Source organism: Butyricimonas hominis (assembly GCF_014287455.1).
Classification (GTDB): domain Bacteria; phylum Bacteroidota; class Bacteroidia; order Bacteroidales; family Marinifilaceae; genus Butyricimonas; species Butyricimonas muris.
Genome location: NZ_JACOOH010000001.1, coordinates 837,272 through 851,393 on the forward strand (window position 1 = coordinate 837,272; position 14,122 = coordinate 851,393).

Sequence of the window (14,122 nt, forward strand, 5' to 3'; positions counted from 1 at the left end):
TTTATTTTTTACCCGTGTGACCGAAGCCTCCCTCTCCTCTTTCCGTGTCGTTCAAAGTCTCCACTTCAATCAATTCAGCCTGTTCGACTTTATTAATCACCATTTGGCAAATCCGTTCACCGTCATTGATTTGTGTAACTTCGTGTGATAAATTAACCAAAATAACACCAATCTCCCCCCTGTAATCGGCATCTATCGTTCCCGGTGTATTCAACAAAGTAATTCCTTCATTTAAAGCCAACCCACTTCTCGGACGCATTTGAGCCTCGTAGCCCTCGGGCAATTCAATAAATAACCCGGTAGGAATCAATTTTCTTTCCAACGATTTCAACATAACCGGAGCATCCAAATTTGCCCGAATATCCATTCCCGCCGATGATTTTGTCTTGTATTCCGGAAGCGCATGCTTCGACTTATTCACGATCTTTATTTTCATTTCTCTCTATTACTTTGATAGTTAGTTATACAACACCTTATTTGTATAAATCGTGCTAAGATAGCTATTTTTTATGAATTAACTTGTACATAAAATCTTTTGTCAATAAAAAACTCATCTCTCTTTTCACGAAGATATAAACGAAGAGTATAAATAACGGCAAACGAACTAAACAAGTTACCAAATCCCCGTCAAATTTAATCATTCGCCCTGCAAAATAAAACGCCAGACAAATAACGAAATAGAAAAGAATTTTCGGTATATCATAATTAATCTTGTAAAAATGTCTTCCCAGAATAAACGAAAGTATAGTCATTACCAAAAAACAAGTAAACACGGAATAAGCGGAAGCCATAAAACCGATTTTAGGCAAGAAAATAACATTACCGGCAATGGTTATCACGCATCCCGCGATAGCCATGTACGCACCGTATATCGTTTTATCAGTCAATTTATACCACAAGGAAAGCGAATAATACATCCCTTGGAAGAGATTTGCCATGAGAACCCACGGCACGATAGCCAATCCCTCGAAATAAGTCGATTTAACGAAATATTTCAAAAGGTCGAGATTAAACATGACACCCAAGAATATCATCAAACCAAACCCGGTAAAATAGAGTAAAACATCCTCGTACACTTTTTTTGAGTCAGAGTTTCTGGAATAATTAAAAAAGAAAGGTTCAAAAGCGAAACGGAATCCTTGGGTAAATATATACATGATTAAGGCAAGCTTATAGTTTGCCCCGTAGATCCCGGTCATCGCCATGCTGGTAGCTTCATCTTCCAAAAGCTTTGGCATCAATATTTTATCACCTTGCAAATTAATAATTCCCGCTAAACTCACGATTAGAATCGGGTAAGAATACTTCAATATATCTTTCAATAAAGAGAAAGAAAAAACAAACTTAAACTTCAATATATAAGGAAGCAACATAAGCAGCGTTACAACCGAAGCCAACAGGTAAGAGATGAAAACGTAGATAACCCCTCCCTCCGGGTTATAAAAGGGAACATGTATTCCTTGCTTTTCGAGATAAGGACACAATAACAAGAAAAACAAATTCGAACCTACATTGATTCCTATATTCACTAACTTAATGATTCCGAAACGAATAGGACGGCTATCCAAACGGAGCAAAGCGAAAGGCAAAGTAGTAATCACGTCGATAGCCAATGTCACGGCTAATAGAGAGATGTAAATCGGATAATCTTCAACTTCCAATAAAACAGAAAGTTGAGGAAGAAAAGAAAAACAAAGAACAAGAAAAAGTATGGAAGTAAAGCTCAAAGAAGTCAATAGAGTGGAGAAAACTCTATCCTTACCGTCTTTCGTGGCGAACCTGAAAAAACCGGTTTCCGTACCATACGTCAACAGCACCATTAAAATAGAAGTGTACGCCATTAGATTGACTACTATCCCGTACTCGTCTGCAATAAATACTCTCGTGTACAAAGGCACCAGCAACCAATTTATAAATCGTCCGATAATTGTCGTGAAACCGTATATCACGGTTTCTCCCATTAGTTTTTTCAGTGGGTTCATATTTTTTCTACTTTTGCTTCAAGTTCATTGAAGTGACAAAAGTAAGAAGTTCTCAACAACAATATCATATATATATTATCTTTTATTTTTTTTAAAAAGAATATGAAGATGATTATAGGCTGTGAGTAATTGTGATAAAATAAATGGATTTCTCTTGTTTTTGTAGTTATTATTTGTTGGTTTGAAGGTTACTCACAATGTATGTATTGATTATGTACTGATAATCAAAATTGTTTTTGAGTTATCCACAATTGTTAGTAATAATGATTCGGAAAAAGTATTTTGTGAAATGATAGAAAACTGATGTTAGTAATTTGTAGAAACAAGCAGGGTTAATTTAAAAAACTATTCTTGGATTTTTGATTTCAATTATTACTTGCTTCTCTTTTCGTGAAATGCAAATGAAGTTATTCTTTTTAGTTCTTTTTTTATTCACAGTTACTAACGGGGATACTAACAAATAAATGTCTATATATTCATATATCGGTTTATAGAATGAACATGTAGGATTTATAGCTGAATATAGTATTATTTCGGTATCACTTCCACATCACTTCCGTGTAAAACGCTATTAGTTCCCTATTAAAGCGCTATTAAAACCCTATATTACAATAGCGTTTTAATAGGATTACAATAGAGTATAAAAAACTTTATATGTACTACTGAACCGGAAGTGATGCCTTATTGCAGACGGATTCACTTGCGTTTTGGGTATAAATACTCCATTTTATACATATCAAATCCTTTAGCCCAATAATCTTTTTTGATTTCTTTTAGTTCAAATCCTTGTTTTTCATAGAATTGATAAGCTACTTGCGAAGTTCTGACGGTTATTTTTTGAACGCTTTTGATGGATTCAAGTTTTTCGATTCTATATTCAAGTAATCGGGTTCCCAGCGATTTTCCTTGGTATTCCGGGTGTAAAATATCCCAACTGATTTTTCCTATCGTTTTATTCTCGGCAAAATTAATTCCACCGCATCCTACAATTTTTTCATTAAAGAGTAGAACGTAATAGAGTTCTCTTTCATTATCCAAGTAGTTGCTAAAATCATTCTCTTCCTCCGGCGCGAAGTATTTAGGCGTGTTTAACTTGATTAGATTTATCACGGTACTTTTGTCTATTGATTTGTATTCCCGGATTGTAATCGAATTATTCATTGTGTTTTAAGGTTTAATTGATAAAAAAAGGATGTGTCTCGAGATACATCCTCCTGTAAGGAATAGTTGATAACGAGCAACTATTTTATTTCATTTTCTCTATCAGGGAAGTGGTGGAGTAACCTTCCACGAAATCTATGGTAACTACTTCTCCCCCTTTGGCTTTCACTATGTCGTACCCGACGATGTCTTCCGGGCGGTAGTCCCCTCCTTTTACCAGTACGTCCGGTTGTACCGTTTTTATTAAATCGTAAGGGGTGTCGGTATCGAAGAAGATGACTTGGTCAACGAAAATCAATGAAGCTAACGCTAAAGCCCGGGCATTTTCATCGTTCACGGGACGGGAATCGCCTTTCAATCTTTTTACTGAACTATCGGTATTTAAACCGATAATAAGTTTAGTTCCTAAAGAAGCGGCTTTTGCCAAGTATTCGATGTGTCCTTTATGCAGGATGTCGAAGCAACCGTTGGTGAAGACGATTTTGTCGTTTCTGTACCTCCACATGCTGATGGTTTTGGAGGCTTCTTCTGGCGTGTGAGCTATTTTTTTCTCTATGTAAGGTAAAAAGTCCATTGGCGTGTCAGATTAGTTTGTTTGTAGCCGTGTCGGGGAATACGAGAACGGGTTTGTGTGATTTGGCTTCTTCGAAATCCATGGAGGCGTAAGAGATGATGATTATCACGTCGCCCACGGCGCATTTGCGTGCAGCCGGTCCGTTCAAGCAGATAATACCCGAGTTTCTTTCACCTTTGATGATATAGGTATCTAATCTCTCGCCGTTGTTGACGTTCACGATTTGAACTTTTTCGTTCTCTATCATGTTGGCGGCTTCCAGAAGAGCCTCGTCAATAGTGATACTACCCACGTACTGGAGGTTGGCTTCAGTAACGGTAACTTTGTGAAGTTTAGATTTTACTACTTCTATAAACATCTTCGTGTCAGTTTGATATACGTTTAAAATACAATATTATCAATTAGTCGGATTTTACCGGCGTATACTGCCACGCAACCGACTTTCACGTTGTTCTCTTTCCAATCCCGGATGGTTTTTAATTCGGTGTCATCCACGATTTCGAAATATTCGACTTCAAGGTAGGGGTTTTTGTTGATTTCTTTCGTTACCCATTGTTTTAATTCATCGACGCTCATTTCGGAAGTCAGTTTCGTGGCTTCTTGAAGAACGGCATGGATGTGAGGCGCGTTTTTCCGGTATTCCGGTTCCAGCAGGGTGTTGCGGGAACTCATGGCAAGCCCGTCTGCCTCGCGGATGATGGGGCAAGGCACGATTTCTAAATTATAGTGCAGTTGTTTTACCATGTTTTTGATGACTGCCACTTGCTGGAAGTCTTTCATCCCGAAATAAGCCCGGTGGGGTTGAACGGCATCGAATAATTTGCTGACGATTTGTCCCACGCCGTTGAAGTGTCCCGGGCGTTTGGCTCCTTCCATGACGCTCTCGACGTACCCGAAATTGAATACCCGGGTATCTTCCTCGGGATACATTTCCTCGACGCTGGGAGCGAACACGTAGTCGCACCCGTTTTTCTCGAGTAAGGCGACATCTTTGTCCAAGGTGCGCGGGTAGCGTTTGAGGTCTTCTTTATCGTTGAATTGCGTGGGATTGACAAACACGCTGACAACAGCCACGTCGTTTCCTTCTTTACATGTTTTTACGAGAGAGATGTGTCCCTCGTGAAGTGCACCCATTGTAGGCACGAGTCCCACCGTTTTCCCTTCTTGTTTCAGCTTCTCTATCGTGGTGGTTAATTCCGCTTTCTTTGTAATAATATTCATGATTATAATCTTGAAAATACGGGGTGCAAGTTTACAAACTATTTTCGAGATAATACCATATTGAAAGTTGAAAATTCAAAATGATTACTTAAATAGCGAGTGAATATTAGGGTGTATGGAGGAAAGGGCGTCCAATAATTCCTTGTGGGTAACGCCTTCCCGCATCACGATTAAAACGGTGTCATCGCCCCCGATGGTGCCTAAAACTTCAAAATAGTTCTCGTTGTCGATTAAGACGGTAACGGCTTTGGCATAACCGGGAAGGGTTTTCATGACGGCGATGTTGCCGGAAAAATCGATACTTGAAATGGAATCCGTGACGATAGCCGATGCTTTTTCGTCAGCCTGTTCGTTCTGGATGCTTTCCGGTATGATGTAAATGTAACCTTTGTCCTTGTGAGGTATTTTTGCCACTCTCATGAATTTCAAGTCACGCGACAGGGTGCTTTGAGTTGCTTCCACGCCCAGTTCTTTCAGTCTGAACAGTAGTTCTTCCTGTGAACATATTTGCTCGTTCTCGATGAGCTTTCTAATAGATAACAAGCGCTTTGTTTTATTTCTCATAGGTGTTAATATTACGCCCTACAAAACTAATCAAAAATGTTTGATTTTCAATGGATGAATATATTTATGCATAATTATTTATCGAAACACATAAATATTCTTTGTAGTGTCGATTATTAGTTCTATTTTCGCGTATAATTACATATAATCTTTAGTTGATAGAATAAATATGCAGAAATTAAAGAAAGCTCGTCTGGTTCTGGAAGACGGGACGGTTTATGAAGGAACTTCCTTTGGTTACGAGAAATCGGTGTCCGGGGAAGTTGTTTTTTATACGGCAATGACGGGGTATCCCGAGAGTTTGACGGACCCTTCCTACAAGGGGCAAATACTGGTTCCCACTTACCCGATGATAGGGAATTACGGGGTCCCGGTGGATGATGAACGGGACGGGATATCGAAGTTTTTCGAGTCGGACAGGATTCATTGCAAGGCGTTGGTGATTTCCGATTATTCTTCCCGGTACAGTCATTGGAATTCACAAAAAAGCCTCGGAGATTGGTTGAAAGAACAACAGATTCCGGGGCTTTTTGGTATAGATACCCGGGCTTTGACGCGGAAGTTGAGGGATAACGGTGCGATGGTGGGGAAAATTTTGTTTGATGATGAGGACGTGCCTTTCTACGACCCGAATAAGGATAATATCGTGGCTGAGGTTTCTACCAAAAAGATTATGGAGTACGGGAACGGGAAGTATAAAGTGATGTTGGTGGATTGCGGGGTGAAGAATAATATTCTGCGATGTTTATTGAAACGTGACGTGACGGTGAAGCGGGTACCGTGGAATTACGATTTCACGAGGGAGAAGTATGACGGGCTTTTCCTTTCCAACGGACCCGGTGACCCGGCGATGTGCGTCGAAACTATCGAACATATACGGAAGGCCTTGAAAGGGAATATCCCGATTATGGGAATTTGCCTTGGAAATCAATTGATGGCGAGAGCGGCAGGAGCTTCGACCTATAAATTGAAGTACGGGCATCGAAGCCATAATCAACCGGTGATGAAACCCGGGGGAACGCGTTGTTATATAACTTCACAGAATCACGGGTTTGCCATTGACGAGAAGACTCTTCCGGCAGATTGGGAACCGTTTTTCGTGAATGTGAATGACGGTACGAACGAGGGAATACGGCACAAGAAAAAGCCGTTCTTTTCCGCGCAATTTCACCCGGAAGCGTCGAGTGGTCCGGTGGACACGGAGTTTTTATTCGATGATTTCATCGCCTCGATGAAACAATTGAAAATGGAAAGTTGAAAATGATGAAATTTTTCAATCTAAAATCTAAAATTTAAAATCAATAAATATGAAGAAGGTTTTGCTTCTAGGTTCGGGAGCGTTAAAGATAGGGGAAGCCGGGGAATTTGATTATTCAGGTTCGCAGGCATTGAAGGCACTGCGGGAAGAGGGTATTTATAGCGTGTTGATTAACCCGAATATTGCCACGGTGCAGACTTCCGAGGGAGTGGCGGATAAGATATATTATTTGCCGGTTACTCCCGAATTCGTGGAAGAGGTGATTAAGAAGGAACGTCCGGAAGGGATACTGCTTTCTTTCGGCGGGCAGACGGCATTGAATTGTGGGGTGGAGTTGTACAAATCCGAGGTATTGGAAAAATATAATGTACAGGTGTTGGGGACACCCGTGCAGGCGATTATAGACACGGAAGACAGGGAAATATTCGCCGGGAAACTGGCTGAGATTGACGTGAGAACACCGAGAAGTATTGCCGCCAATAGCATGGAGGAGGCTTTCGCGGCGGTGGATAGGTTGGGATTCCCCGTGATTATCCGGGCTGCCTACACGTTGGGCGGTTTGGGTTCCGGTTTCTGCTCGAACAAAGAGGAGTTGGAACGTCTGGCTTCCAGCGCGTTTTCCTATTCGCCGCAGATTCTCGTGGAAGAGTCTTTGAAAGGCTGGAAAGAGGTGGAATACGAGGTTGTTCGGGATAAGTATGACAATTGCATCACGGTGTGTAATATGGAGAATTTCGACCCTCTTGGAATACACACGGGCGAGAGTATCGTGGTAGCTCCCTCGCAGACGTTGAGTAACAGTGAATACCATAAACTGAGGTCAATCGCTATCAAGATTATCCGTCATATAGGGATAGTGGGAGAGTGTAACGTGCAATATGCCTTGGACCCCAATTCGGAGGATTACAGGGTGATAGAGGTGAACGCGCGTCTTTCCCGTTCCAGCGCTTTGGCTTCAAAGGCAACGGGATACCCGTTGGCATTCGTGGCGGCGAAATTAGGTATGGGCTACGGGTTGCACGAGATTAAAAATTCTGTAACGAAGGTGACCACGGCTTGTTTTGAACCGGCGTTGGATTACGTGGTGTGTAAGATTCCCCGCTGGGATTTGAATAAATTCGAGGGGGTTTCCAAGGTGATAGGTTCCTCGATGAAGAGTGTCGGGGAGATTATGGCTATCGGTAGGACTTTTGAGGAGGCTATCCAGAAAGGGATTCGGATGATTGGGCAAGGGATGCACGGGTTCGTGGGTAATGTGCTTAAATCGAGAGATATAGATGAGGAGTTGGCGAACCCGACGGATGCCAGAATATTCGCCATAGCCGGGGCTTTCGATAAAGGGTACAGCGTGCAGAAGATTCACGATTTGACAAAGATAGACCATTGGTTTTTGCAACGTTTGGAGAATATTCACTTGTTGAAAGAAGAGTTGTCAAAATTGAATGGCGAGGAGGAAATTAGCGCGGATTTATTGCGCGCGGCAAAGCAATACGGGTTTTCCGATTTTCAGATAGGTCGGTTGACGATTAAAAATACATCTCTTTCGCATCACGAGAAGATGTTGAAAGTGAGAGAATACCGTAAAAAACTGGGTATTTTGCCCGTCGTGAAGCAAATAGACACGCTGGCGGGGGAGTATCCTGCCATGACGAACTATCTTTATATCACGTACAATGGCTCTGAAAATGACGTGGCGTACGAGCGTGACGGTCGTTCGGTTATCGTGTTGGGGTCGGGAGCGTATCGTATCGGCAGTAGCGTGGAATTTGACTGGTGCGGGGTGAGTGCCTTGAACACGATTCGGAAAATGGGGTATCGCTCGGTCATGATTAATTACAATCCTGAAACGGTAAGCACGGATTACGATACCTGCGACCGCTTGTATTTCGATGAACTTTCCTTCGAGCGGGTAATGGATATTGTCGAATTGGAGGTGCCGAAGGGAGTGATTGTTTCCACGGGGGGACAGATACCGAATAATTTGGCGATGCGTTTGCACGGGCAGCACGTGAATATACTGGGTACTTCGCCCGAATCCATTGACAGGGCGGAAGACCGCCGGAAATTTTCATCCATGTGTGATGAACTGGGAATAGACCAGCCCCGGTGGAGCGAATTGACGAGCATAGAGGATATATACGCTTTCGTGGATAAGGTAGGCTTCCCCGTGTTGATTCGTCCTTCTTACGTGCTCTCGGGGGCTGCCATGAACGTGGTGTCGAATAAAGACGAGTTATTGCATTTCCTTGAGTTGGCGGCGGAAGTATCGAAAGAGCATCCCGTGGTTGTGTCCGAGTTTATCGAGCAGGCGAAAGAGGTCGAGATTGACGCCGTGGCACAGGAAGGGGAGGTGAAAGCTTACGCTATCAGTGAACACGTGGAGTTTGCCGGTGTACATTCCGGTGACGCTACAATCGTGTTTCCCGCCCAGAAATTGTACGTGGAAACGATTCGCCGGATTAAAAAGATTGCCCGGTCGATAGCGAGGGAATTGAATATATCCGGCCCTTTCAATATGCAGTTTCTGGCGAAAGACAATGATATAAAAGTAATCGAGTGTAACTTGCGGGCTTCGAGGAGTTTCCCGTTCGTGTCGAAAGTCTTGAAATACAACTTTATTGACATGGCAACCCGGATTATGCTGGGGGAGAAAGTGGAGGCGTTGAACAAATCGGTTTTCGATTTGGATTACGTGGGAGTGAAGGCCTCTCAATTCTCGTTTGCCCGCCTGTTGAAAGCGGACCCCGTGTTGGGAGTGGATATGGCATCGACCGGGGAAGTCGGGTGCATCGGAGAGAATTATTACGAGGCAATATTGAAGAGTATGCTTTCCGTGGGACATCGTATCCCGAAGAAGAATATCCTGATTTCCTCGGGTCCCACGCGTTCCAAAGTGGAGTTGTTGAATTCTACCCGGATGCTGATAGAGAAAGGATTCACGATATATTCCACGGAAGGAACGGCTAAATTCTTCGAGGAAAATAATATCGACGTGAATATTCTTTACTGGCCGGATGAGGATAAGGAACCGAATATCATGGAATATTTGCATGACCGGAAGATAGACCTAGTGATTAATATTCCGAAGAATCACACGAAACGGGAGTTGGATAACGGGTATAAAATCCGTCGTGCCGCGGTGGATTATAATATCCCGCTAATCACGAATGCCCGTTTGGCAAGTGCGTTTATCTATGCAATCTGCAAAGTCAATCCTGACGAAATCGCTATCAAGAGTTGGGACGAATACGGGGAAAGCTGAGAGATAAAAACTAAAAGTTGAGTAAATTGCCGATTTAAAGTAGCGTTTTTTGAACAAATTGCTGTTTTGAATCGGCAATTTTGTATTTTTGTAATCACCATTACAAAAAATAGGTGCTTATGAAGAATAAGAAATTGAAAGGGATACTTTATTTATGTGCTATTCTGGTGTTGTTTGCGCTAGGGTTGTTTATCTGGATGAAGACGTCCAAAATAGTGGAGGAAAAGACGTTCACGATAAAAGGGCAACAGGAAGCGATTTTCGAGTATAACACGAAGATAGAGTTACCTAAAGCGATACGTGTACATTTTGACGGGAAATTAGATTGTGATGCTATATTGATTATCAAGGAAAACGGGGAAGGAAATGCCATTCGTTTCCGTCGTTCTTTCCCGCTGAAAGCCGGAGAACTCAAAGATTACGATTTCCAGACAACTTGGACACACCCGGGGATGATTATCGAGTTACGTTCTAAAGATTGCGAAGTGAACGATGTGGAAATCCATATCGAAGTCGAAGGGTAAGTAAAAATTATTTGTTCGGTTTACATTTTTGATTAAAAATCGTATATTTGTAAACTCAAATAAAAGTTACTATGGAACAAATATTTTCTCAAAGATTAAAGAATGCGAGGATCATGCAAGGACTCTCTATGGATGAATTGTGTGAAGTAATGGGTAATATTGTTTCTAAACAAGCTATTTCGAAATATGAGAATGGAAAGATGTTACCCAATAGTACTGTGTTGATACAATTGGCAAATGTACTTCACACGAGTATTGATTATTTTTTCAAACCGTTTCAGGTTAAATTAGAAGGAATTGAATTTCGAAAAAAAGCAAAATTATTATCCAAAGAGAAAGCTAAAATTGAAGAACAAGTTTTGGATATGGTGGAAAGATACTTGGAAATAGAAAGTATTCTTAACATTGATTCTACGTTTAGTACTGAATTGGATTATATAGTAGTACGGGATGCCAAAGATATAAGACCTTTAGTTGATCGGCTCCGAGAGGTATGGAAAATAGGTGAAGATCCTATCAATAATATTATAGAATTATTGGAAGAGAATAAGATTAAAGTAATAGAAATTGATGCAGATAATTCCTTTGATGGGCTTAGTGGCTTTATTGGGGGAAAATGTCCGTTTATTATTTTGAATAAGAATTTTTTACCGGAAAGAAAAAGATTCACGGCGGCACATGAATTAGGGCATTTATTATTGAATATAGATCCTGTTTTATCAAGTAAGAAGAAAGAATATTTATGTAATCGATTTGCTAATGAGATTTTGATCTCTGAATCTGTGTTTATTAATCTTATTGGCAACAGTCGGAAAGATATTTCTTTAAAAGAGTTGATAGATATTCAATGTCAATTCGGTGTATCGATAGATGCGTTGATGTATAAGGCGAAAGAATTGAATATCATAACGGAATCAAGATTAAAAACGTATTATATAAAAAAGAATAGAATATCTGATTTTAAAGAAATTGTAGAAAAAAGTCGTTTTCCTGAAGAATGTTCTTCTCGTTTCGAACGACTCGTGTATCGGGCTCTAGCAAGTGAAATAGTTTCATTCTCAAAGGCTTCTGTGTTGGTTAAAAAGCCAGTACACCAACTAAAAGAAAGTTTAAATCTCGTGTAAATGGAAACTGTTGTTGTTAATGATACCAATGTATTTATAGATCTCTGTGATATAGATTTATTGGATGATTTTTTTAGACTTTCTCAGAAAATTCATACAACTGATTTTGTTATGAATGAATTGGTAAAGGAAGAACAACGGGTAAAAGTTGAGCAATTTTTTAATGATGGCTTGTTAGCGGTTAAGACACATTCTGTTGATGAATTATTAGAAATAATTGATTATCAGCAGAAACAAGATAATAATGTGTCTATTACTGATTGTTCCGTTTGGTTATACGCTCAAAAGAATCATTATAGATTACTCACGGGAGATAACAAGTTGCGTAGATCGGCTGTTAAATCGGGAACTATTGTTTCTGGAATTCTTTATATTTTTGATCAGTTGGTAGAACAACATATAATAACTCCTCAAATTGCGTATGATAAACTAAATTTGTTGAGGACGATTAATCAACGTTTACCTGATAAGGATATTTCGGAACGTTTGAAAAGATGGACTGAAATGGTGTCGTGATGTTTGCGGCTAGAATGAGTGAAAAAAAAGGTAAAATAACAGGCAATGAATTGATTTATCCGGATTTTTACCGATATAAGTCCGGATTTTCGTGTATGCTTTTTTGATGTTTTTATGAACTTGGGAATGTGTTACGTTCAGCTCATTCGATATTTCGTCGTAGTTTTTGCCCGCTAATTTCATTTCTACGATTCGCTTTTGCAAGTCGGAAAGGTTATCCATTGCCAGATTCAGTTTTGTGAACAAGTCGTCATACGTGGTGTCATATTCGGAAGTGGTACTGAAAACGAGCGATTCGAAATACTTCAGGTTATTGCGGTCTATCACGTTCTTGTGACGGAGAAAGCTGATACAACGATTTTTAGACATCGCCAGCAGGTATTGTTTCGTGTTTATCTCTTCCGGTATAGTTTGATATTTCTCGAAAAAACAGATAAACACGTCTTGAACCAAATCTTCGGTATCATCTCTATTCATTATATAGTGATAAATGAAGTTATATATATCACTATAATAGCTTTTGAAGATATGTTCAAATTTCTCCTCGGGCATATTCGGGATTTAAAATTTCTGTTTTTTTCCAAAACCACATCACAAATATATGCGATAAAATTTTTATTTGGACTTGTTGGGGTAAAAATATATTGTTGGAAATAATAAAAAAATATTGGAATAAGGGGGGCCCATTTTTTCACTTAAGCGTTTTATTATAAAAATCAAGTGGTTTTATGCAGATAGATTGGAGCAAATTATTTTCATATATCAACGGTTTTGCGGACCGGAAGACTATCGAGGAAGTGGAAAGTTGGCGTGAAAAGGATTCCCGGAATGAAGAGTTTTACCGGCGTACCCGGGATTATTACGCGAATAGTCCAACCCGGAACGAATCTTTTTCGGAAGGACAATTGGATATTCTTTACAAGAAGATGTTGAAGAGTAAACGAGGCAGGAAACGGCGTGCGTTGTGGCAAAGGACAACGGTGGCAGCGTCTGTTATTTTGTTGCTTTCAGCAGGTGTTTGGTGGTATTATACCGGGAATATGCACGACGAGAGTAAAGCACATGTTCCCGTTCATGCGGCGGAGGTAATCATTATTACCGAGAGCGGCGATAAGTTTACAGCCAAGCAATTGGATTCCGGTATCGCGAGACAAGTTGCCGATAATAAATTGGAATATTCCGCGCGTGAGAACACGAGTGAAGAGGATGCTGCCCGTGTGGAAAAACAGGTGCCGAGGCACACGATAATCGTGCCGCGGGGTAAGACTTTCGAGTTGGTTTTGGCTGATGGGACTTTCGTGTTACTCGGACCTTCCAGCGAGTTGACTTATCCCGTGCAATTTGATTCTTGTTCCACGAGAGAAGTTACTCTTCGGGGAGAGGCTTATTTCGAGGTGACTAAATCATCCAACCGTTTTGCCGTGAACACGGAGCGAATGAAATTGCAGGTGTACGGGACCACGTTTAATGTTTTTGCCCGGGAAAAGATGCCGGTTGAAGCCGTGTTGGTCGAGGGGCGGGTGGGAATCACTCCCGAAAATGGTACCGAAGAAACGATACTCCATCCCGGGGATATGTATTCTATTGACGAAGCGGGAGATATTAAAGTGATGCAGGTGGATTTGGCAGAATACAAGGCAAAACGGAATGGTTATGTCCTTTTCAACGGTAAAACGATAGAACAAATAGTGCGAAGTCTTGAATTATATTATGATGTTGATTTTGTGCACGAGGGAGTAGTTCCGGATACGCGGGAATACGTGTTCTCGGTGAAACGTACTTCCTCTCTTCGGGAGGTTTTGGACGTGATAGTGTCTGTTGCTGATGTTAAATTCGTAATCGACGGGAAGGAGGTGGAGATTACCCGGAAATAGCATCATGTATAAAGAAAAACAGGATACCCGTTTGCCGACGTGCATCCTGTAGAATAAATTAA

The 14,122-nt window shown here is 40.9% G+C and carries 14 protein-coding genes; 6 read left to right on the plus strand and 8 right to left on the minus strand.

Annotated elements, in window-relative coordinates; genetic code table 11:
• Nucleotide 1: 1 nt before the first annotated feature.
• From dut to H8S64_RS03310, 7 genes are all read right to left on the minus strand, one after another.
• Nucleotides 2-436: a dUTP diphosphatase gene (gene dut, locus H8S64_RS03280; protein ID WP_099291379.1), complete on the minus strand. Its 435-nt coding sequence runs from the start codon at nucleotides 434-436 to the stop codon at nucleotides 2-4.
• A gap of 64 nt (nucleotides 437-500) precedes the next feature.
• Entirely contained in the window at nucleotides 501-1,982 is a 1,482-nt protein-coding gene (locus H8S64_RS03285) for a lipopolysaccharide biosynthesis protein (RefSeq protein ID WP_099291380.1), read from the minus strand.
• Nucleotides 1,983-2,678: 696 nt separating this feature from the next.
• On the minus strand, nucleotides 2,679-3,143 hold the full coding sequence (locus H8S64_RS03290) for a GNAT family N-acetyltransferase (protein WP_186974919.1): 465 nt from the start codon (nucleotides 3,141-3,143) through the stop codon (nucleotides 2,679-2,681).
• A gap of 85 nt (nucleotides 3,144-3,228) precedes the next feature.
• A complete protein-coding gene (gene rfaE2, locus H8S64_RS03295; RefSeq protein WP_255469403.1) occupies nucleotides 3,229-3,648 on the minus strand; it encodes a D-glycero-beta-D-manno-heptose 1-phosphate adenylyltransferase in 420 nt (139 codons plus the stop codon).
• Between the two features lie 76 nt (nucleotides 3,649-3,724).
• Nucleotides 3,725-4,075, minus strand: a complete 351-nt coding sequence (panD, locus tag H8S64_RS03300; protein WP_099291383.1) for an aspartate 1-decarboxylase — start codon at nucleotides 4,073-4,075, stop codon at nucleotides 3,725-3,727.
• A 23-nt stretch (nucleotides 4,076-4,098) separates the two neighbouring features.
• Complete coding sequence (gene panC / locus H8S64_RS03305; RefSeq protein WP_186974921.1) at nucleotides 4,099-4,938, minus strand: pantoate--beta-alanine ligase; 840 nt, start codon at nucleotides 4,936-4,938, stop codon at nucleotides 4,099-4,101.
• A gap of 84 nt (nucleotides 4,939-5,022) precedes the next feature.
• Nucleotides 5,023-5,502, minus strand: coding sequence for an arginine repressor (locus H8S64_RS03310; protein ID WP_099291385.1), 480 nt, complete (start codon nucleotides 5,500-5,502; stop codon nucleotides 5,023-5,025).
• A gap of 169 nt (nucleotides 5,503-5,671) precedes the next feature.
• Between H8S64_RS03310 and carA the strand changes: the two genes are divergently transcribed.
• The 5 genes from carA (at nucleotide 5,672) to H8S64_RS03335 (ending at nucleotide 12,186) form a co-directional block, all read left to right on the plus strand.
• Nucleotides 5,672-6,760, plus strand: coding sequence for a glutamine-hydrolyzing carbamoyl-phosphate synthase small subunit (gene carA, locus H8S64_RS03315; protein WP_186974922.1), 1,089 nt, complete (start codon nucleotides 5,672-5,674; stop codon nucleotides 6,758-6,760).
• Between the two features lie 49 nt (nucleotides 6,761-6,809).
• Nucleotides 6,810-10,022 (plus strand): carbamoyl-phosphate synthase (glutamine-hydrolyzing) large subunit, encoded by a 3,213-nt coding sequence (gene carB, locus H8S64_RS03320; protein WP_186974923.1) that lies wholly within the window; start codon nucleotides 6,810-6,812, stop codon nucleotides 10,020-10,022.
• Nucleotides 10,023-10,141: 119 nt separating this feature from the next.
• Complete coding sequence (locus H8S64_RS03325; protein ID WP_099291388.1) at nucleotides 10,142-10,546, plus strand: hypothetical protein; 405 nt, start codon at nucleotides 10,142-10,144, stop codon at nucleotides 10,544-10,546.
• A gap of 71 nt (nucleotides 10,547-10,617) precedes the next feature.
• Complete coding sequence (locus H8S64_RS03330; protein WP_186974924.1) at nucleotides 10,618-11,670, plus strand: helix-turn-helix domain-containing protein; 1,053 nt, start codon at nucleotides 10,618-10,620, stop codon at nucleotides 11,668-11,670.
• Nucleotides 11,671-12,186, plus strand: a complete 516-nt coding sequence (locus H8S64_RS03335; RefSeq protein WP_186974925.1) for a PIN domain-containing protein — start codon at nucleotides 11,671-11,673, stop codon at nucleotides 12,184-12,186.
• A gap of 9 nt (nucleotides 12,187-12,195) precedes the next feature.
• On the opposite strand, the gene H8S64_RS03340 is transcribed toward H8S64_RS03335, so the two are convergent.
• Entirely contained in the window at nucleotides 12,196-12,738 is a 543-nt protein-coding gene (locus H8S64_RS03340) for a sigma-70 family RNA polymerase sigma factor (protein WP_186974926.1), read from the minus strand.
• A gap of 176 nt (nucleotides 12,739-12,914) precedes the next feature.
• Here H8S64_RS03340 and H8S64_RS03345 point away from each other — a divergent pair, with 176 nt between their 5' ends.
• On the plus strand, nucleotides 12,915-14,060 hold the full coding sequence (locus H8S64_RS03345; protein ID WP_186974927.1) for a FecR family protein: 1,146 nt from the start codon (nucleotides 12,915-12,917) through the stop codon (nucleotides 14,058-14,060).
• Nucleotides 14,061-14,122: the final 62 nt, after the last annotated feature.